This is a genomic window from Algicella marina (assembly GCF_009931615.1).
Classification (GTDB): domain Bacteria; phylum Pseudomonadota; class Alphaproteobacteria; order Rhodobacterales; family Rhodobacteraceae; genus Algicella; species Algicella marina.
This window is the reverse complement of the sequence record NZ_CP046620.1, coordinates 3,872,271-3,891,397: the sequence shown is the minus strand read 5'-3', so window position 1 is coordinate 3,891,397 and position 19,127 is coordinate 3,872,271. Positions and strand designations below refer to the sequence as shown.

General features: G+C 64.2%; 16 protein-coding genes. 7 read left to right on the top strand and 9 right to left on the bottom strand.

Annotated elements, in window-relative coordinates; translation table 11 throughout:
* Nucleotides 1-3: 3 nt before the first annotated feature.
* From GO499_RS19095 to GO499_RS19070, 6 genes are all read right to left on the bottom strand, one after another.
* A complete protein-coding gene (locus GO499_RS19095; RefSeq protein WP_161863682.1) occupies nucleotides 4-789 on the bottom strand; it encodes an ABC transporter permease subunit in 786 nt (261 codons plus the stop codon).
* Entirely contained in the window at nucleotides 786-1,607 is an 822-nt protein-coding gene (locus tag GO499_RS19090) for an ABC transporter permease subunit (RefSeq protein ID WP_161864074.1), read from the bottom strand. Before GO499_RS19090 ends, GO499_RS19095 begins: the two co-directional genes overlap by 4 nt.
* 101 nt (nucleotides 1,608-1,708) lie before the next feature.
* The gene (locus tag GO499_RS19085) at nucleotides 1,709-2,824 is read right to left on the bottom strand and encodes an ABC transporter ATP-binding protein (protein ID WP_161863681.1); all 1,116 of its coding nucleotides are present in this window, start codon (nucleotides 2,822-2,824) and stop codon (nucleotides 1,709-1,711) included.
* A gap of 38 nt (nucleotides 2,825-2,862) precedes the next feature.
* Nucleotides 2,863-3,951 carry a polyamine ABC transporter substrate-binding protein gene (locus GO499_RS19080; RefSeq protein WP_161863680.1) on the bottom strand — a complete coding sequence of 363 codons (1,089 nt, stop codon included), beginning with the start codon at nucleotides 3,949-3,951 and terminating at the stop codon, nucleotides 2,863-2,865.
* Between the two features lie 18 nt (nucleotides 3,952-3,969).
* Nucleotides 3,970-5,238, bottom strand: coding sequence for an NAD(P)/FAD-dependent oxidoreductase (locus GO499_RS19075; protein ID WP_284154820.1), 1,269 nt, complete (start codon nucleotides 5,236-5,238; stop codon nucleotides 3,970-3,972).
* A 1-nt stretch (nucleotide 5,239) separates the two neighbouring features.
* Nucleotides 5,240-6,592 (bottom strand): glutamine synthetase family protein, encoded by a 1,353-nt coding sequence (locus tag GO499_RS19070; RefSeq protein WP_161863678.1) that lies wholly within the window; start codon nucleotides 6,590-6,592, stop codon nucleotides 5,240-5,242.
* Between the two features lie 127 nt (nucleotides 6,593-6,719).
* On the opposite strand from GO499_RS19070, the gene GO499_RS19065 reads away from it, so the two are divergent.
* On the top strand, nucleotides 6,720-7,586 hold the full coding sequence (locus tag GO499_RS19065) for an SMP-30/gluconolactonase/LRE family protein (RefSeq protein ID WP_161863677.1): 867 nt from the start codon (nucleotides 6,720-6,722) through the stop codon (nucleotides 7,584-7,586).
* The gene (locus GO499_RS19060) at nucleotides 7,583-8,860 is read left to right on the top strand and encodes a glycerate kinase type-2 family protein (RefSeq protein ID WP_161863676.1); all 1,278 of its coding nucleotides are present in this window, start codon (nucleotides 7,583-7,585) and stop codon (nucleotides 8,858-8,860) included. Before GO499_RS19065 ends, GO499_RS19060 begins: the two co-directional genes overlap by 4 nt.
* 455 nt (nucleotides 8,861-9,315) lie before the next feature.
* On the opposite strand, the gene GO499_RS19055 is transcribed toward GO499_RS19060, so the two are convergent.
* The 3 genes from GO499_RS19055 to GO499_RS19045 all read right to left on the bottom strand — a co-directional run bounded on the left by GO499_RS19055 (nucleotide 9,316) and on the right by GO499_RS19045 (nucleotide 12,724).
* On the bottom strand, nucleotides 9,316-10,344 hold the full coding sequence (locus tag GO499_RS19055; RefSeq protein WP_161863675.1) for a hypothetical protein: 1,029 nt from the start codon (nucleotides 10,342-10,344) through the stop codon (nucleotides 9,316-9,318).
* Nucleotides 10,345-10,755: 411 nt separating this feature from the next.
* Nucleotides 10,756-11,634 (bottom strand): LysR substrate-binding domain-containing protein, encoded by an 879-nt coding sequence (locus GO499_RS19050; RefSeq protein WP_161863674.1) that lies wholly within the window; start codon nucleotides 11,632-11,634, stop codon nucleotides 10,756-10,758.
* Between the two features lie 364 nt (nucleotides 11,635-11,998).
* Nucleotides 11,999-12,724: an NAD(P)H-dependent oxidoreductase gene (locus tag GO499_RS19045; protein WP_161863673.1), complete on the bottom strand. Its 726-nt coding sequence runs from the start codon at nucleotides 12,722-12,724 to the stop codon at nucleotides 11,999-12,001.
* A 92-nt stretch (nucleotides 12,725-12,816) separates the two neighbouring features.
* On the opposite strand from GO499_RS19045, the gene GO499_RS19040 reads away from it, so the two are divergent.
* The 5 genes from GO499_RS19040 (at nucleotide 12,817) to GO499_RS19020 (ending at nucleotide 19,127) form a co-directional block, all read left to right on the top strand.
* Nucleotides 12,817-13,689, top strand: a complete 873-nt coding sequence (locus GO499_RS19040; protein WP_161863672.1) for a LysR family transcriptional regulator — start codon at nucleotides 12,817-12,819, stop codon at nucleotides 13,687-13,689.
* A 161-nt stretch (nucleotides 13,690-13,850) separates the two neighbouring features.
* On the top strand, nucleotides 13,851-16,649 hold the full coding sequence (locus tag GO499_RS19035) for a molybdopterin oxidoreductase family protein (RefSeq protein WP_161863671.1): 2,799 nt from the start codon (nucleotides 13,851-13,853) through the stop codon (nucleotides 16,647-16,649).
* Nucleotides 16,646-17,503 (top strand): alpha/beta fold hydrolase, encoded by an 858-nt coding sequence (locus GO499_RS19030; protein WP_161863670.1) that lies wholly within the window; start codon nucleotides 16,646-16,648, stop codon nucleotides 17,501-17,503. Before GO499_RS19035 ends, GO499_RS19030 begins: the two co-directional genes overlap by 4 nt.
* Entirely contained in the window at nucleotides 17,500-18,246 is a 747-nt protein-coding gene (locus GO499_RS19025; protein ID WP_161863669.1) for a 4Fe-4S dicluster domain-containing protein, read from the top strand. Before GO499_RS19030 ends, GO499_RS19025 begins: the two co-directional genes overlap by 4 nt.
* Nucleotides 18,246-19,127 carry a dimethyl sulfoxide reductase anchor subunit family protein gene (locus GO499_RS19020; RefSeq protein ID WP_161863668.1) on the top strand — a complete coding sequence of 294 codons (882 nt, stop codon included), beginning with the start codon at nucleotides 18,246-18,248 and terminating at the stop codon, nucleotides 19,125-19,127. Before GO499_RS19025 ends, GO499_RS19020 begins: the two co-directional genes overlap by 1 nt.

Here is a 19,127-nt window from a genome sequence, read left to right as displayed (position 1 = left end):
CAGTTATTGTCGTTTCCGCATCACCAGCGCCGCCGCCAGGATCCCGACAGCCACCACCAGGATGATCAGCGATGCCAGCGCGTTGACATCCGGGCTCACCCCGAGGCGCACCTTCGAGAAGATCACCATCGGCAGGGTGGATGACCCCGGCCCCGAAACGAAGCTCGCCACCACCAGGTCGTCCAGCGACAGGGTGAAGGCCAACAGCCAACCCGAAACCAGCGCCGGCGCAATCACCGGCAAGGTTATGTCAAAGAACACGCGCACCCGCTTCGCGCCGAGATCCATTGCCGCCTCTTCAAGGCTTTCGTCCATGTCCACCAGCCGCGATTGAACGACCACGGCCACGTAGGCCATGCAGAACACCGTGTGCGCCAGGATGATCGTCAGCATACCCCGCCCCGCCGGCCAGCCGAGCAGCTTCTCCATCGACACGAACAGCAGCAGCAGCGACAGCCCGGTGATAACTTCCGGCATCACCAGTGGTGCCGTCACCATGCCGGAGAGCAGTGGTCGCCCGAAAAAACGCCCGAACCGCACCAGCACCAGCGCCGCCAGCGTACCCAGCGCAATCGCCAGTGTGGCGGAGATCGCCGCGATGGTCAGCGAAATGCGAAAGGCCTGCCCGATCTGAGGGTTGCGAAACAACTCGCCGTACCACTTGGTCGAGAAGCCGCCCCAGACGGTCACCAGCTGGCTCTCGTTGAACGAGAAGATCACCAGGCTGACCATCGGCGCATAGAGGAACAGGAAGCCGAGCCCGGCGACGATCGGCAGAAACCACTTCATGACACCCGCTCCGCGATCCGCCGCAACCCGAGGATCGGCACCACCACCGCCACCAGCATCACGATGGCGACGGAGCTTGCCACCGTCCAGTCGCGGTTGGAGAAGAACTCATCCCAGAGCACCCGCCCGATCATCAGCGTATCCGGCCCGCCCAAGAGCGCTGGGATCACGAACTCGCCGATCACCGGAATGAACACGAGCATGCAACCCGCCACCACGCCCGGCAGCGACAACGGCAACGTGATCCGGAAGAAGGTGGAGGCCGGTCGCGCCCCGAGATCGGAAGAGGCCTCCAGCAACGATCCATCCAGCTTTACGAGATTGGCATAGAGCGGCAGGATCATGAACGGCAGGTAGGTATAGACGACGCCGACATAGACGGCAAAATCGGTTTGCAACATGATCAGCGGCTGGTCGATCACCCCCAGCCACAACAGCACGTTGTTGATCACCCCGTTCGCCTTCAGCAACCCTATCCACGCATAGACACGTAGCAGGAAAGACGTCCAGAACGGCAGCACCACCAGCATCAGCAGAATGGAGCGCCGCGGCTCCGGACTGCGGGCGATGGCATAGGCCATCGGGTAGCCGACGAGCAACGTCAGAACCGTCGATATGGCTGCGATCTTCAGGGAATTCAGATAGGCCTTGATGTAGAGGCTGTCCGACATGAGGAAAAAGTAGTTCTCGAGATCGCCGACGAAGGCTCCGTCTTCGAAAAGGGGGCCGTAGGGTGGCCGGGCGATCATCGGGTCGCGCAGCGAGATGCCGGCGACCACGAGAAACGGCACGAGAAAGAACACGAACAGGAAAACCATGGGCACGGCAATCACCAGCCAGCGGCCCCACCGCACGTCGGGCAGCGGCGCGGCGTTCGTCGGATCAGGGCCGCCGTCGTCCGGATGAGTTCCGCTCGTCGTCACACCACCACCACACCCGCCGCCGCAGGCCAGCCAAGGTGCACCGGCTCATCCCAGGTAAACGGTTCGGCGCCGAACCCGTTGGTCGCCGTGACGGTGAGCATCCGACCGGAAGCGAGCCGCAGCTTGTAGACGGTGCAGTCGCCCATATAGGCATAATCCTCGACCACCGCTTCCAGCCGGTTGTCGGCCGTTACCGGCTCCCGGCTCAGGCGGATCTTTTCCGGCCGCACCGCGACCGCTACCTTCTGGCGGGCGCCGTATTTACCCTCGGGGGGCACCAGCAAACCGCCTTCCGCGGTCCTGACCCGCAGGAAATCCGGCGCAGCCGCCTCGACCTCGCCCTCGAAGATGTTCACCGATCCGATGAAATCGGCCACGAACCGGCTGCCTGGCCGTTCGTAGATGTCCCGCGGCTCACCCACCTGCACGATCTTGCCGGCATTCATCACACCGATGCGGGTGGACAGCGTCATCGCCTCCTCCTGATCATGGGTGACGACGATGAAGGTCACGCCCAGCTTGTCCTGGATGTTCATCAGTTCGAACTGCGTTTCCTCGCGCAGCTTCTTGTCCAGCGCGCCCAGCGGCTCGTCCAGCAGTAGCAGCTTCGGCTTCTTCACCAGGCTCCGCGCCAGTGCCACGCGCTGCCGCTGGCCGCCGGAAAGCTGATGCGGCTTGCGCTTGGCAAAACCGTCCAGTTGCACAAGCTTCAACATTTCCTCGACGCGCGCAGCCACATCCGCCTTCGGCAAACCGTCCCGCGCCAGCCCATAGCCGACATTCTTTTCCACGCTCATGTGCGGAAACAATGCATAGCTCTGGAACATCATGTTCGTCGGCCGGGCATAAGGCTGCACCCGGCTCATGTCCTGCCCGTCGATCTCGATGGTCCCCGCCGTCGGTGTCTCGAAACCGGACAGCATCCGCAGCAGCGTCGATTTTCCGCAGCCGGAGCCTCCGAGCAGGCAGAACAACTCGCCGCGCCAGATGTCTAGGCTTACATCGTCGACGGCAGTGAAATCGCCGAAACGTTTCGTGATGTTGCGAATACGGATGAAGGGCGGGTCCGTCTTGTCCCGCCACGGGCGTGGGTATGTGTCAGGTGCTGGCATGATGTGAAACGGGGCGCGGTTGCCCGCGCCCCTATCCCTCACTGACCGGTTTTCACTTCGGTCCAGAGCCGCGTCACCACGCGGTCCGTCCGGCTGTCATAGACCGCCGCGGGCCAAAGATTTTCCTTCACTTCGTCGCTCGGGAAGATTGCCGGATCGGATGTGATCTCCTCGTCCACAAGCTCCATGGAGGCTGCGTTGCCATTGGCGTACCAGACATAGTTCGTGATGTCGGCGGTGACCTGCGGATCCATGATGAAGTTGATGAACTGATGGGCTGCATCCGGGTTTGGCGCATCGACGGGAATGGCCATCATGTCGAACCACTGCAATGCACCCTCAGACGGGATCACGTACTCGATCTCGACACCATTCTCCGCCTCCTCGGCGCGATACTGTGCCTGAAAGATATCACCGGACCAGCCGACAGCCACGCAGATGTCACCGTTCGCAAGGTCGGAGATGTACTGCGACGAATGGAAGTAGCGTACGCTGTCGCGCACCGATTTCAGCACGTCCGCCCCCTTGGCGAAATCGTCGGTGTCGGTCGAGCGCGGGTCCAGCCCGACATAGTTCATCGCAGCCGGCAGCATCTCGGTCGGTGCGTCAAGAAAGCTGACGCCGCAATCGGCCAGCTTTTCCATGTTCTCCGGCTCGAACACCAGCGCCCAGCTGTCGGTCGGCGCATCCTCTCCCAGCCTTTCGGCAACGGCGGCGGTGTTGATGCCGTAACCGGTCGTTCCCCACATGTAGATGACGGCATGTGTGTTGCCCTCGTCATAGGCCGCGGCCTTTTCCATCAGCGCCGCGTCCATGTGTTCAAGGTTCGGCAGCTTGGACTTGTCGAGTTCCATGTAGACGCCGGCCCCGATCTGGCGGCGCAGGAAGTCCGATGTTGGCACCACGATATCGTAGCCCGAGTTGCCGGCCAGCATCTTGGCCTCCAGCACCTCGTTACTGTCATACACATCGTAGTTGACCTTGATCCCGGTCTCTTCCTCGAATTTCGCGATCGTGTCTTCGGCGATGTAGTCCGACCAGTTGTAGATGTTGAGCACCTGATCCTGCGCAAAGGCAGACCCGGCCGCCAAGGCCAGTGCAGACGCGAACACACCAGTTTTAATCATAGAACACTCCCGTTCCTGTCAGATCCCAAGTCGATCCCGAAGGCCGTACCACCAGCTTCCGACCACCGAATACGGCACACGGAAGGTCCGCCCCCCGGGAAAGGGGTACCACGGCAGACTGGCGAATGTATCAAAGCGTGACAAGTCGCCATTGATCGCCTCGCCCAAAATTCGCCCGAACAGGTGGGAACCTGTCACCCCGTGCCCTGAATAGCCGTGGGCAAAGTACGTATTTTCACCAATCCGCCCCATCTGCGGAACCCGTGTAAACGACAGGGCGAAGTTGCCGGACCACGCGTGGTCGATCTTCACCCCTTTGAGTTGCGGGAAAACCTTTTCCAGATTCGGCCGCAGCTTTGCCACCACATCAGCCGGATCGGTGCCGCCGTAAACAGTCCCGCCGCCAAAGATCAGGCGTCCATCTGCGCTCATGCGGAAATAGTCGAGGATGTAGCGCACATCCTCCACGCAGATATCCGATGGCATCAATTCCGGCATGCCCAGGGGCTCCGTTGCCATCATCTGGGTCGAGGCCGGCAGAATGCGGTTGGTCAACTCCGGCATCAGCCGGTCCAGATAAGCATTGCCACACAGCACAAGCGTCTTCGCCGCGATCTCGCCCTCCGCCGTCTTCAGCACCGGCGCACCGGACAGATCGACTTCGGTCACCTTGCTCTGCTCGTAGATCCGGCCGCCGTTCCGCTCGATCGCCTCCGCCTCGCCAAGGGCCAGATTCAGCGGATGCAGGTGCCCGCCGCTATGGTCTATCATGCCACCACGATAGACGTCCGTGGCGACGTGGCGGCGCATTCCCTCGCGATCCACCATCTCGTGGTCTGTCATACCAAAGGATTCCCACAGCGTCTTCTTCGCCTCCAGATCCTTCATCTGCGCGTCGGTATAGGCCGCGAACAGGTTACCCGGCTTCAGGTCGCACTGAATGTCATAACGTGCCACCCGGTCGCGGATGATCTCGCCACCCTCCTGCACCAGCCCACCGACGAACGCCTGTATCCTCGGCCCGTACACCCGCCCGATCTTCTCGAGTGAGGCATTGAGACCGTTGACAAGTTGCCCGCCGTTGCGCCCCGAAGCGCCCCAGCCGATCTTGGCCCCCTCAAGCAGCGTCACCGAATGGCCGGCCTCCGCAAGGGTCAGAGCGGTCGACAGGCCGGAATAGCCGCCGCCGACAACGCAGATGTCCGCCGACACCTCCCCGCGCAGCGGCGGCCGCTCAGGCGCGGGGTTGGCACTGGCGGCGTAATAGCTCGTCGTGTGTTCCGTCATTTCAGACAGCATCCAGGTATGTTGAGATTTCAAAAGGCGAGACCTGCGCCGTGAACCGGTCAAGTTCCTGTGCCTTGCACGCCCGGAACAGCTCCACGAACCGCGGATCGAGATAGGCGGCGCCGAACCCGTCGATCGCGGCGCTCCAGCGCTGCGGCACTTCCGGCGCACCGCTCTCGTAGGCATTGCCCGTCACGGGCTTCGGCGGCTCGCGCCCGGCCTCGATTCCATCCAGCCCAGCACCCAGCACGGCGGCCAGCAGCAGATAAGGGTTGCAGTCGGCACCGGAAACCCGATGTTCGATCCGCCGCGCATATCCCGGCCCGGCCGGAATGCGCACCGCCGCCAGCCGATTCTCGTATGCCCAACTCGTCGTCGTCGGCGCATGACTGCCCTGCTCGAACCGGCGGTAGGAGTTCAGATGCGGTGCGAACAGCAACATGGAGGACGGCATCGCCGCTAGCATTCCCGCCACGGCGTGCCGCATCTCGGTAGAGCCGTCGTCGCCGCCATTGTCGAAGATGTTCGCGCCATCGGCATCGAGGCAGGAGAAGTGCACATGCAGGCCGGAGCCGGCCATGCCGGCGAAAGGCTTGGCCATGAAACTCGCCGCGAACCCGTGCCGCAGCGCCACGCCCTTGACCAGACGCTTGAACAGCAGCGCATCGTCCGCGGCCTTCAGGGCGTCGTCCGAATGGAGCATGTTCACCTCGAACTGCCCGGCGCCACCCTCGGATATCGCCGCATCGAGATTGATGTCGGAGGCCTCTGCTGTCCGGTGGACATCCTCGATGAAGCCCTCGAACGCATCTAGATCATCCAGCGAAAGCACGCCCTCGGCCTCCACCATCCGCCCGGTCATGGGCGAAATCACCGGTCCCGGCTCGCCCTCCTGCATGCTGCCCTCGGCCACGAGATAGAACTCGAATTCCATCGCAACCACCGGCGTCAGGCCCCGCGCCGTGTAACGCCCCAGTACGCGAGCCAATTCCCGTCGCGGGTCGGCGAAGCTCGGCTCGCCGTCGAGGGACTGCATCCACATCGGTACCAGTGCCGTCGGTGCCGCCAGCCAGTCCATCCGCACCGGCGCCCGCCCCGTGGGCACTGCCAGCGCATCGGCATCACCGCCGGTGACCATCGGGTTACTGCCCACGTCCCGGCCCCAGATGTCCTGGGCAGAGACGGACAGGGGCATCCGCACGCCGTCGGCCAGAGACAGCGCCTTGGAAACCGGCACCCTCTTGCCCCGCAGACAGCCGTTGAAATCGCACACCGCCGCACGGACGGAACGGATATCGCCCGCCCCGGCAAGCCAGGTTTCAAGCAGGGTGTAAGGGCTTTGTGTATCTTTCATGAGAACTGAGCCTAGGGGCGAAATCGGGCGCTCACAAGCGGCATCTTGGGCCCCGGCCCTTTGTCTGATTTGTCTTTGCCGCAACTCATGTTATCCGAAGGTCAATACCGCAAGGAGTGCCGCTTAAATGCCCAGCCCGCAAACCGTCCAACTCTTTCATCCCAGCCGCTGCGAACTGGGTGAAGGTCCACTCTGGGCTGATGACCGTCTCTACTTCTTCGACATCCTCGGCAAGACCTTGCACGCGCTGGATGGCACCGGTCAGGACCTCACAAGCTGGTCAATGGGCGAACATGCTTCTGCTGCAGGTCGCTGCCGGGAGGGCGGGCTGATCATCGCCAGCGAAACCAGCCTCAGCCATTTCGATCCCGCCACCGGCGGCCGTCGCCCATTGGTGGAACTCGAAGCCGATAACCCCGTCACCCGGTCCAACGACGGCCGCGCCGACCGTCAGGGCGGTTTCTGGATCGGCACGATGGGCAAGAAGGCGGAAGCCGGCGCCGGCACGATCTATCGGTTCTACGAGGGAGAGATGCATGCGCTGATCTCCAACATCACCATCCCCAATGCCTTGTGCTTTTCTCCTGATGGCCAGACGGCCTATTTCGCCGACTCGCCCCTGCGGACGATCTACCGCTGGCCGCTCGACGTTGCCGGCTTCCCGGTCGGCGAGCCGGAGGATTTCTACCGCCATCAGGGCACGGGAGGGCCGGATGGGGCGATCATCGACGGCAACGGCTCGATCTGGACATCGCTCTGGGGCGGCTCCGGCATTCTCGAAATCACGCCGGACGGCAAACCCGGCACGCTGATCTCGGCTCCCGTCAGCCGCACGACCTGCCCGGCCCTCAGCCCCGATGGCCGCATCTTCACCACGTCGGCCCGTCAGGACATGACCACCGATGAACTGGCCGCCGAGCCGGAGGCCGGGTCCGTTTTCGTCGCGCCCTTCGCCGCCCCTGTTCTGCCGGAACCGGAGGTAACCCTCGCATGAGCATAGAGACCGACCTGCGCGCCTGTTTCGAGACTGCCGTCGCCGCCGCCCTGCCATCGAAAATGCTTGCAACCCATCTGCCGGAGCCGGCCGCCGGCCGCACAGTCGTCGTTGGCGGCGGCAAGGGGTCGGCGGCAATGGCCGCAGCGCTGGAGGCCGGTTACGGCTCCGACGTGCTGCTCGAAGGCATCGTCGTCACCCGCTACGGCCATGCCGTGCCCTGCAGCCAGATCGAGATCATCGAAGCCGCCCACCCTGTGCCGGACGCCACCGGCGCCAGCGCCGCCCGCCGCATCCTTGCCCTCGCCGCCGAGCTCGGGCCCGACGATCTGCTGATCGCCCTCATCTCCGGCGGCGGATCGGCCCTTCTCTCGCTCATGCCGCCCGGCGTATCCGAGGACGACCGCGCCGCCCTCAACCGGGCGCTGCTGGCCTCCGGTGCGCCAATCGACGAGATGAACTGCATCCGCCGCCATGTCAGCCGCATCAATGGCGGCCGCCTCGCAGCCGCCGCCCATCCGGCAAGGGTACTGTCGCTGCTCATTTCCGACGTGCCGGGCGACGACCCCATGGATATCGCGTCCGGTCCTACCGTCGGTGATCCGACGACGCTCGCCGACGCCCGCGAACTCGCCGCCCGCTACGACCTGCCGCTGACACCGGCACTTACCGCCGCCCTGTCCGATCCGGCGAACGAGAGCGTGAAGCCCGACGACCCGAGGCTGGCGACCGCCACCACCACCCTGATCGCCACCCCGATGCAGGCGCTGGAGGCTGCAGCGGAAACCGCCCGTGCACGTGGCTGGCAAGTCACCATCGGCTCCGACACGATCGAGGGTGAGGCCCGTGAGACCGGCCGCGCCTTCGCCCGCGAAGCCATTGCCGCACGCGCCACAATGAAACCCGGCGACGCGCCGCACGTCACCCTCACCGGCGGCGAAACCACCGTCACCCTGCCCCGCGACGACCGCACCCTCGGCAAGGGCGGCCGCAACGTCGATTTCCTGCTGGGTTTCATGACGGAACTTGGCGACACCGGCGGCATCTACGCTCTGGCGGCGGACACCGACGGCATCGATGGCGCCGAGGAGGTCGCGGGCGCGATCGTCACCCCCACCAGCCACGCCCGCGCCGGCGACCGCCTCGCCAAGGCCCTCCACGCCTACGACGGCCACGGCCTCTTCGCCGCCTTGGGCGACCAGCTCATCACCGGCCCGACCCTCACCAACGTCAACGACTTCCGCGCCGTTCTGGTCCTGCCGCCGGAGGGGTAGGGTAGACTTGCAACTCGCCAAGTCCCATGAAACGAATTCGCACCACCAACCCCGCCCGGCCCGGAACAAGGCGCGCAAGCGCCGCCGGGCCAGCGCCGGCCCGTCCCCGCGGGCTGGCGATTGGCGAGCGCAAGGGCGGAGATCGAGGTTCGCAGACACTTGGCAGGCATTAATCGCATGGCGTCGAGATCGGAAGCGCCACCCCACGATCCGGCGCTGCCCCTCTGTTGCGCAGGAAGGACAGACACAACCTCTCGAGATGATGTAGCGACCCTCCACAGCGTGCTCAGCGCCGAAAATTATTGCAGCGCGTCCAAAAATCGCGACAATTTTGAAATATGTCCGCCTTGCGGACGAAGCTGCCGACCGACAAAGTTTTGCCAATGGCCGCTTCGAGCACTCTTCGGTGGCAAAGGCAAATCCGACGGAACGGCGCGAGCAAGCGCTGTCCAAGCTTAAACAGCCACCATTTCAGCATAGTCGCTCATCGAACCGATGTTCAAAAAGATGGGCTCAAGCGGGAGGAATGACTGCCTTTTGGGACGCATTACTACCCGCACCTCTTTTTGATAGGCGTACCCAAAGTGCTTAGCTAACATGGGTTCCCTAAATTTCGTGTAATCACGGTAAGGATCATAGTAAATTACGCGCCCTGCTGCAGGCACGAAATCGGGACGTTGGGCTAGAAACGTGCCGATGAGCCGCTGTTTGAACAGTTCTGGATTGTGGATCACAATTGCCGCATCTGCATCGAAATCGGTAGGCATTCGATGGTGGATGCTCTCGCAAAGGCTGAACAGGTAGTAGTCTCCAAATACTAAAGGCAGCACTACGTCGTCGTCATCATATGCTTGCTTTTTTCCTTGAAACTCGAGGTGCGTCTTTCCTTCAAGCCGCTCATGATAGGTTGGCAGAAAGAAAGTTCGTCTCGTCTCATCATCCCTCACTGCATCGAGAAATCCAGAATCATTGTAGAGGCCAGCATTGGCCAACCGAAGTTCGCCTTTTTGCAGCATTGGCTCCAGGTATCTGCGCTTGCCGTACTTGACGAGAATTGGCCTCGAAGGAGCTTCATAGCCTTCGAACATCCGGACGCCAATCGGAGTGCCGTTCTCGAAATACTTCTTTATTGGCGCACCCGCACACTTGATTAAGTTCGGTGGTGGCCTACCACCGGTTCGAAAGGCATATTCTTCAAGAAGGTGCGTGAAAGCTTCCATAAACTCGGGGTTCGCATGAAGTGACACAAGCTGAATTTTGCCATTGTCGCCAAGTTCCATAACGTTCTGGAAGACATTACAGAAGCGCTCATCGATCCGCTCGTCTGGTGCGCCCAGTAGGTACGGATGCTGCGCATAAACATGTCGCCAATGGTCGTCCCATCGGACTCGTTGGGATGGCCCGGCCCTGTGTTCTAGTTGCGCTTGACGCTCTTTTGCAAGAGTTCGGCGCACTCGCAGTTCTTCAATCGATACTTTCGCCATTTCTCGGACTTGTGTTTTGTTTGCGCAACGCGAAAGCGTGTAGGTTTCACGTTCTGGTCGGAAGCGGAACAGTTTGAGAAAAACTGTACATCACAAAGCAATGCCCCAAAGTGCTGATTGACTCTGATAAGCTAACACTCGTGTAGGGTGCAGCATCGGTTACTAAAGGCTCATTCCGGCCTTTCTACTCTTACTTTTGTGCCCTTATCCAAGCCCGCCCAACTGGCCCTAACAATCACTCGATTTGGCGTCGCTTTCCCCGCCACCCGGCAGTCTCGCCCCATGACGCACCAGCCCAACATCGCCATCTCCCCCGTCCCGGCGACCAGATCATCACCGGCCCGACCCTGACTAACGTCAACGACTTCCGCGCCGTTCTGATCCTGCCGCCGGCGAAGTAGGCCGGGCACGTTACTGTCCGGCCATCTCCTTGGCACCACTGCCCGCGAGCCTTGCCGAAAGATAATCGGCCACCAGTGAGACATGCGCCTCTCGCGCGGCCCCTCGATGGACCGAGATCACCACGTCGGGCAGCGAGGGAAATCCCTCTCGGCCGTCGATGACGCACAGGCCGGCGGGAATGACCGAGGCCTCCATCACCGACACGCTGGCGTTTTCCAAAATGGCCTTCTCCATCAACGCGATGCTGCGCGTGGAATAGGCCACGTGCCACGCCCGGTCGATCCGCCGCAACGCTCCCAGCGCGATGTCCCGGCACACGCATCCCGGCGGAAACAGCACCATCGACAACGGCGCCGCAGGATCGTCGAGGTAATCGGGGGCGGCAACCCAGTGCAGCGGTTCGTAGCGCGCAACTTCGCCCGCCACCGCGTCCGCCCGATGCGTCGCAACCACGACATCGAGCGCGTCCGTCGCCAGTTGCGGCAGCAGATCGCTGGCGTTGTCGCAGGTCACCTCCAGTTGCAGGCGGGGGTAGTCCCTGGCGATGGCCGACAGGATCGGCGGCAGAAGGAAGGTCGCATAATCGTCCGGCGCGCCGATCCGCACCAGCCCCGCCGCCTCGGGCCGTTGAATGTGAGACAGCGCCGCGTCGTTCGCCGCAAGGATGCGGCCGGCATAGACAAGCATAGACTCGCCCGCATGCGTTATCGTCACGGACTGGCGGCTCCGCTCGAACAGCCGCTTGCCCACGATATCCTCAAGCCGCTTTATCTGCAGGCTCACGGCAGATTGCGTGCGCCCCACAGCGTTCGCCGCCTTCGTGAAATTGCGATGCGCCGCCACCGCCACGAATGACCGCAAGAGGTCCATTTCAAGATCGCGTTTCATGCCCAAATGATTAACAAAACTCATCACAATCAGCAAACTTATTCGTTTCAGATATTCAACCTCCGGCCCGTACCCTCTCCGCGGAGGTGATCGAAATGTTGGGAATTCTCGCACAAAGCATGTTCGAAGCGACACGCATGTCGGCTCCGGGCACAAACGACCATCGCTGCACCGGCGCGCCGGTCCGGCCGCACGTGCCGCGTGGCATCGCAGAAACAACCCGCGCGCCGCGTGTCAGCCAGCCCCTCAAGCATCTGCATGCCCTTTTTAGGCGCATGCAGCGCCCCTGATCCCGGCCCGGCAAGGCTCCACGCTTCTCCACCGTGCGCAAGGGGTGAACGGCATCCCCGCTCCCGTGCTTTTCCTACGGGGCCGCGCTGCCGTCTTCGTTCCAATCGCTCCAGTTGGGTAAGTTCATCGGCGCCACATCGTCCAGGCCCGACAGGCACGCAGACCACGCATCCAGGTTTCCTTTGAGCCTGTCGTGCAGGCTGCTTCCGTCCTCGTAGCTGTAGCCATGCCCTTGAACACCGTAGGAAACGAACGGCGGCAGCACGGAAAAGCCCATGTAGTGCATCGAATAATGCACCGGCCACAGCATCGTGTCGAAATCACCACCCCGACCGCCCGGCCCGAAAGCCGACCGCGGCGCCCCCGTCGTAACGGAGATCAGCGCCCGACGCCCCCGGAAATAGCCGGCGTCATAGCGCATCCTGCTGGTATACAAGCCCCCGCTCACGAACACCCGGTCCATCCAGCCCTTCAGCATCGCCGGCGGCGCGTGCCACCACAGCGGAAATTGCAAGATCACCAGATCGGCGCGCTCCAGCTTGTCGATCTCCGCCGCCACATCTTCGGCCAGCGTGCCGGTCGCCCAGGCGTTGCGCTGCTCGCCCAGAGCCGCGAAACATCCCTCATCGGCCCGGTTCGCATAGTGCTCCGGCCGCTCCACCGGATCGAAATTCGCGCGGTAGAGATCGCTGACCGTTACCGTGCCACCGGCCCTGCGCAATTTGCTCTCCGCCGTCCGCGTCAGCGCGCCATTGTAGGAAGCGGCTTCGGGGTGAACATGAACGATATGCGTCTGCATCAGGGACTCTCCGCCAGTTGCTCTTGTGCGCTCACTTTAGTCGTTCATCTGTGATAGGTATTCACAAGATCAGGCAGCACACTCTTTCAAAAATGAACGACAAGCTCGACTGGAACGATTACGAAACCGTCCTCCGCGTCGCGGACGCCGGGTCGTTGACCCGCGCGGCCCAACTGGCGGGTTCGAGCCATCCGACGATGTTCCGCAGGATCAATGCTGTGGAACAGAAGCTCGGCGTTCGGCTCTTCGATCGGTTCCGCACAGGCTATCGGCCGACCGCGGCCGGAGAGGAAATCGTTTCTGTCGCCCGACAGATCGCCGAACTGACCAACGCAACGGAGAGGCGCCTCTCGGGCCAGGACCTGCGGCCTTCCGGCGTGGTGCGCGTGGCGACGACCGACACGTTGCTCTACGGCCTGCTGGCCGGGGAAATCGGGCGTTTCCGCCAACTGCAGCCCGAAATCACCCTGGATATCGCCGTCTCCAACGAAATATCCGACCTTTCCCTCCGCGAGGCCGACATCGCGATCCGGCCCGCTTCTTCGCCGGACGATCACCTTGTCGGGCGAAGGTTGGGCCCGATCCGTCAGGCCGTCTATGCGCACCGTACGCTCGATGTCGCAGACCGTCCCCCGCCGCGCTGGAAAGCCCTGCCCTGGATAGCGCCGAGCGCGTCGATGGCCTACGGCCAGCTTCACGCATGGCTGCGAAAAATGGAATGCGATGAGGCCTGCGTCTGTCGCCTCGACAGCGTGCTTGCCATGTATGCGGCGGTCAAATCCGGGATCGGCGTCGCGGTTCTGCCCTGCTACCTCGCCGATACCGACACCGAACTGAAACGGATAGGGCACCCGGTCGACGAACTTGCTGTCGACCTCTGGCTCCTCTCGCATCCGGACCTGCGTTCCACCGCGCGTGTGCGGGCCGTACTGGATCATTTCGGTAAGCTCGGCGCGCTATTGTGAACGAGGGAGGGACAGCCGCTTTCCGCCGTGCGAAATACCGGTCGTCCAAGTGCACCTCCACCGTCCCGCGCCGTGGCCCAACTCTGGGCACCCCCCATCTGGCCCTAACAAACACCCGATCTGGCCTCGCTTTTTCCCCCGCCACCCGTCACTCTCGCCCCATGACGCACCAGCCCAAGATCGACACCTCCCCGAAGGTGGCAGACGAGATCCGCAAGACGACATGCTACATGTGCGCCTGCCGCTGCGGCATCAACGTTCACCTGCGGGACGGCAAAGTAAAATACATCGAGGGCAACCGGGATCACCCCGTGAACAAGGGCGTGCTCTGCGCCAAGGGCTCGGCGGGGATCATGCAGCATCTCTCCCCCGCCCGGCTCCGCGCGCCCTTGCGCCGCACAGGCCCCCGCGGCTCCGGCGAGTTCGAGGAGATCACCTGGGACGAGGCGCTGGAGACGGCGGCAAGCTGGCTCGCCCCCGTGCGCGAGACCGCGCCCGAAAGGCTCGCCTTCTTCACCGGGCGCGACCAGTCGCAAAGCCTTACCTCCTGGTGGGCGCAGCAGTTCGGCACGCCCAACTACGCCGCCCACGGCGGCTTCTGCTCGGTCAACATGGCCGCCGCCGGCATCTACACGCTCGGCGGCGCGTTCTGGGAATTCGGCAGCCCCGACTGGGAGCGGACCAAGCTCTTCATGATCTTCGGCGTGGCCGAAGATCATGACAGCAACCCGATAAAGATGGGCCTCGGGCGGCTGAAGGAACGCGGGGCCAAGATCATCGGCGTCAACCCCGTCCGCACTGGCTACAACGCCATCGCCGACGAATGGGTCGCCATCACGCCGGGCACCGACGGGCTCTTCATTCTGGCCCTCGTCCACGAGTTGCTGAAATCCGGCAACATCGACCTCGACTACCTCATCCGCACCACCAATGCCCCCGTGCTGCTGGATGCGGACGGCCTCTTCGCCCGCGACGATGCCGGCAAGGAACTCGTCTGGGACCGCGCCACCCAAAGCCCCCAGCCCTTCGACAAACCCGGCCTCAAGCCCGCCCTCCACGGCACCCACGATGGCCTCACCCCCGTCTTCGAACATCTCGCAAACCGCTACCTCGCACCCGAATACGCGCCCGAAGCGGTGGCCGAGCGCTGCGGCATCCCGGCCGCGCAGATCAAACGCATCGCGGCCGAGCTTGCCCGCACCGCCTTCGAGGAAGAAATCGAGATCCCCCAGCCGTGGACGGATTTCCGCGGCACCCGCCACGAAACCACCAAGGGCCGCCCCGTCTCCTTCCACGCCATGCGCGGCATCTCCGCCCATTCCAACGGCTTCCAGACATGCCGCGCCCTGCACGTCCTCCAGCTTCTCCTCGGCTCGGTCGAAGTGCCCGGCGGCTTCCGCTTCAAGCCGCCCTACCCCAAGCCCGTTTCCGCCCACCCGCGCCCGCATTTCCGCACCACCCCCGGCAAACCGCTCGACGGCCCGCATCTCGGCTACCCGCGCGGGCCGGAGGATCTCGGCATCAAGCCTGACGGCACCGCCGCCCGCATCGACAAGGCCTTCACGTGGGAGGCGCCCCTCGCCGCCCACGGCATGATGCACATGGTCATCTCCAACGCCCACGCGGGCGATCCCTACCCGATCGACGTGCTGTTCATGTACATGGCCAACATGGCATGGAACTCGTCGATGAACACCGCCGGCGTGATGGAGATGCTGACCGACACCGACGAAACCGGCGACTACAGGATCCCCAGGATCATCTACTCGGATGCCTATTCCTCCGAAATGGTCGCCTATGCCGACCTGATCCTGCCCGACACCACCTATCTCGAACGGCACGATTGCATCTCCCTGCTCGACCGCCCGATCTGCGAGCCCGACGCCGTGGCCGACGCGATCCGCTGGCCGGTGGTGGAGCCCGACCGAGAGGTGCGCGGCTTCCAGTCCGCTCTCATCCAGTTGGGCGCGAAGCTCGGCCTCCCCGGCATGACGGACACCGAGGGCAACCCGGTCTACAAGGACTACGAGGACTACATCCTCAACCACCAGCGCCGCCCCGGCATCGGCCCGCTGGCGGGCTTTCGCGGCGATGGCAGCGAAAGCGGTCGGGGCGCGCCGAACCCCGAACAGATCGAGCGCTACAAGGCCAACGGCGCCTTCTGGTCCCAGCACATCGCGCCCGAAGCGCAGTTCAACAAGCCCACCAACATGGCCTATCAGGAGTGGGCCGCGAAAATGGGCTTCTACGTCTCCGACGCGCCCGAGCCCTACCTCTTCCAACTCTATGTCGAGCCGATGCGTAAGTTCCAGATGGCCGCCGAAGGCAAGGGCGACCACCAGCCGCCCGACCACCTGCGCGCCCGCCTCCGCGAGGCGATGGACCCGCTCCCGATCTGGTACGAACCCTTCGAGCAGGCGGCGGTGGACCAATCCGCCTACCCACTCCACGCCCTCACCCAGCGCCCGGCGGCCATGTACCACTCATGGGGCAGCCAGAACGCGTGGCTCCGCCAGATCCACGGGCGTAACCCGCTTTACGTCTCCGCCAAGGTCTGGCGCGAGCACGGCTTTGCGGAAGGCGACTGGGCCACCCTCACCTCCGCTCACGGCAGCATCACCATCCCCGTCGCCCTGATGGAGGCGCTGAACGAGAATACCGTCTGGACATGGAACGCCATCGGCAAGCGCCGGGGCGCATGGGCGCTGGATGAGGACGCGCCCGAAGCCACCAAAGGCTTCCTCCTCAACCACCTCATCCACGAGCTTCTACCGCCCAAGGGCGACGGCCTGCGCTGGTCCAACTCCGATCCCGTCACCGGGCAGGCGGCGTGGTACGACCTTCGCGTGAACATCGCCAAGGCGCCGCCCCAGCCCGCCACCAGCCCCGATACCGGCCACCAGAAATCCCCCGTGGGCACCGGCCCCGCCACGCTCGCCTACGGCAAGGAATGGACATGACGCGCCACCACCGCATCCACTCCGCCGACGGCACGGGCCTTTCCGTCGTCGATACCGGCCCGCAGGACGGCGCCCCGATCCTGCTTGTCCACGGCTGGGCGCAGAGCCATGCCTGCTGGCAGCGCCAGCTGGAAAGCCCGCTCGCCACTACCCACCGCCTCGTCGCCCTCGACCTGCGCGGCCACGGCACATCCGATGCCCCCGAAACCGAGCAGGCCTACGCCGGCTCCGAAGGCTGGGCCGCCGATCTCCACGCCATCCTCACAACGCTCTCGTTCGACCGGCCGGTGCTTGTCGGCTGGTCCTATGGCGCGCGCGTGATCGCCGAATATCTCGATGTGCACGGCGATGCGGCCATCGCCGGTGTCGTGCTGGCGGGCGGCATCGCGGCCACCGGTGCCGCGCGCGAGCCGTGGATGCTCGGCCCCGCCAGCCCGGCGCTTAACCGCGACCTCTACACCGACGATCCCACCCGCCGCCTGCAGGCCACGCTCGCCTTCCAGGAAGCCTGCACCGCCACGCCCCTGCCGCGCGCCCAGATCGCCGCCTTCACCGCCGAGGCGATGCGCGTCTCGGGCCTCACGCGGCGGGCGATGTTCGCGGCGGATCGCGACCTGCGGCCGATCTATGCCCGCCTTGGCCGCCCCGTCCTGATCATCCACGGGGAAAAGGATGCGGTCGTCGCCCCGGCCACGGGCGCGGCGCTGGCCGCCGCCATTCCGCAGGCCACCTACCTGCCGATGCAGGGCGCCGGGCACGCGCCTTTCCTCGATGCGCCCGAGCGGTTCAACGAAGCGCTCGCCGAATTCACCGCGACCGCGCGCGCCGCCGCCCCGGCACCGGAGCCCAGATGACCAGCCTGCCCGACAGCACCCAAAAGACCCTCGGCCTCGTGATCGACCTCGATACCTGCGTCGGCTGCCACGCCTGCGTCATCTCCTGCAAGGAATGGAACACCGGGGCCTACGGCGCGCCGCTGGGCGATGACGATCCCTATGGCAGCCAGCCCGTCGGCGCCTTCCTCAACCGCGTCCACACCTTCGAGGCCGTGCCCGAAACGGGCCCCGCCACCGTGACCCACTTCCCCAAATCCTGCCTGCACTGCACGGATGCGCCCTGCGTCACCGTCTGCCCCACCGGCGCCAGCTACAAGCGCACCGAGGATGGCATCGTGCTGGTGAACGAGAGCGACTGTATCGGCTGCGGCCTCTGCGCCTGGGCCTGCCCCTACGGCGCGCGTGAGATGGACCCGGTGGAGAAGGTGATGAAGAAATGCACCCTCTGCGTCGACCGCATCTATAACGAGAACATCCCCGAGGAAGACCGCGTGCCCTCCTGCGTGCGCACCTGCCCCGCCGGCGCGCGCCATTTCGGCGATCTGTCCGATCCCGAAAGCGGCGTCTTCAAGCTGGTGGAGGCGCGCGGCGGCTTCGACCTGATGCCCGAGCAGGGCACGAAACCCGTGAACAAGTACCTGCCACCCCGGCCCAAACAGGACACCTCGGGCCCCGATGTGCTGGGCCCGCTGCTCGCTGAAAGCACAGAAGGCGCGGGCGGCTTTTTCGGCTGGCTCGACCGGGCGCTGGAACGGCTCTGATGCACCCCGCGCCGTCGATCATCCTCTTCACCGCCCTTTCCGGTCTCGGCTTCGGCCTGATGGTCTGGCTTGGCCTCATGCCGGGCGACAAGGCGCCGTGGGTTGCCGCCACCTTCTGCATTCTCGCCCTCGCGCTGGCTGCAATCGGCCTCTTGTCCTCGCTGTTCCACCTCGGCCACCCCGAACGTGCCTGGAAGGCACTCAGCCAATGGCGCTCATCCTGGCTGTCGCGCGAAGGCATCGCCGCCATCGCCGCGCTCGCCACCTTCTCAGTCTACGCCCTGCTCTGGGTCACCTCCGGCAGCCCCAGCAGCGTGCTCGGCATCCTGTCCGCCCTCCTCGCCTTCGCCACCATTCTCTGTACGGCGATGATCTACACCCAGATGAAGACGGTTCCGCGATGGCATACGCCCGCGACACCGGCGCTCTTTCTTGCCTATGCTCTAACGGGCGGTGCCCTGCTCGCAGGCAACACGACAGCTTTTTTGTGGCTGTCCGCCATCCTCACCGCGCTGCAGGCCTTCGTGTGGGTTCATGGCGACACCGCCTTCGCCCGCGCCGGCCACACGATGAACACGGCCACCGGGCTTGACCCCGAGGCCCGCCTCCGCCTGCTGGAAGCTCCGCACACCTCCGTGAACTATCTGCAAAAGGAAATGGTCTTCCGCATTGGTCGCAAACACGGGCGCAAGTTGCGGGTCATGGCCCTTATCCTGCTGGCGCTGGTCCCGCTGGGCCTCGGCCTCATGTTCGGTATCGGCCACATGCTGGCGCTGCCGGTCCTCGCCAGCCACATCGCCGGTCTGCTTATCGCCCGCTGGCTGTTCTTCGCGGAGGCAGAGCATGTCGTCGGTCTCTACTACGGCCAGCCCACCGCCTGA

Excerpts from the sequence above, each read along its gene's own strand:
- GO499_RS19095 (WP_161863682.1), bottom strand. The coding sequence starts at position 789 with ATGAAGTGGTTTCTGCCGATCGTCGCCGGGCTCGGCTTCCTGTTCCTC.
- GO499_RS19090 (WP_161864074.1), bottom strand. The coding sequence starts at position 1,607 with ATGGTTTTCCTGTTCGTGTTCTTTCTCGTGCCGTTTCTCGTGGTCGCC.
- GO499_RS19085 (WP_161863681.1), bottom strand. The coding sequence starts at position 2,824 with ATGCCAGCACCTGACACATACCCACGCCCGTGGCGGGACAAGACGGAC.
- GO499_RS19080 (WP_161863680.1), bottom strand. The coding sequence starts at position 3,951 with ATGATTAAAACTGGTGTGTTCGCGTCTGCACTGGCCTTGGCGGCCGGG.
- GO499_RS19075 (WP_284154820.1), bottom strand. The coding sequence starts at position 5,238 with ATGACGGAACACACGACGAGCTATTACGCCGCCAGTGCCAACCCCGCG.
- GO499_RS19070 (WP_161863678.1), bottom strand. The coding sequence starts at position 6,592 with ATGAAAGATACACAAAGCCCTTACACCCTGCTTGAAACCTGGCTTGCC.
- GO499_RS19065 (WP_161863677.1), top strand. The coding sequence starts at position 6,720 with ATGCCCAGCCCGCAAACCGTCCAACTCTTTCATCCCAGCCGCTGCGAA.
- GO499_RS19060 (WP_161863676.1), top strand. The coding sequence starts at position 7,583 with ATGAGCATAGAGACCGACCTGCGCGCCTGTTTCGAGACTGCCGTCGCC.
- GO499_RS19055 (WP_161863675.1), bottom strand. The coding sequence starts at position 10,344 with ATGGCGAAAGTATCGATTGAAGAACTGCGAGTGCGCCGAACTCTTGCA.
- GO499_RS19050 (WP_161863674.1), bottom strand. The coding sequence starts at position 11,634 with ATGAAACGCGATCTTGAAATGGACCTCTTGCGGTCATTCGTGGCGGTG.
- GO499_RS19045 (WP_161863673.1), bottom strand. The coding sequence starts at position 12,724 with ATGCAGACGCATATCGTTCATGTTCACCCCGAAGCCGCTTCCTACAAT.
- GO499_RS19040 (WP_161863672.1), top strand. The coding sequence starts at position 12,817 with ATGAACGACAAGCTCGACTGGAACGATTACGAAACCGTCCTCCGCGTC.
- GO499_RS19035 (WP_161863671.1), top strand. The coding sequence starts at position 13,851 with ATGACGCACCAGCCCAAGATCGACACCTCCCCGAAGGTGGCAGACGAG.
- GO499_RS19030 (WP_161863670.1), top strand. The coding sequence starts at position 16,646 with ATGACGCGCCACCACCGCATCCACTCCGCCGACGGCACGGGCCTTTCC.
- GO499_RS19025 (WP_161863669.1), top strand. The coding sequence starts at position 17,500 with ATGACCAGCCTGCCCGACAGCACCCAAAAGACCCTCGGCCTCGTGATC.
- GO499_RS19020 (WP_161863668.1), top strand. The coding sequence starts at position 18,246 with ATGCACCCCGCGCCGTCGATCATCCTCTTCACCGCCCTTTCCGGTCTC.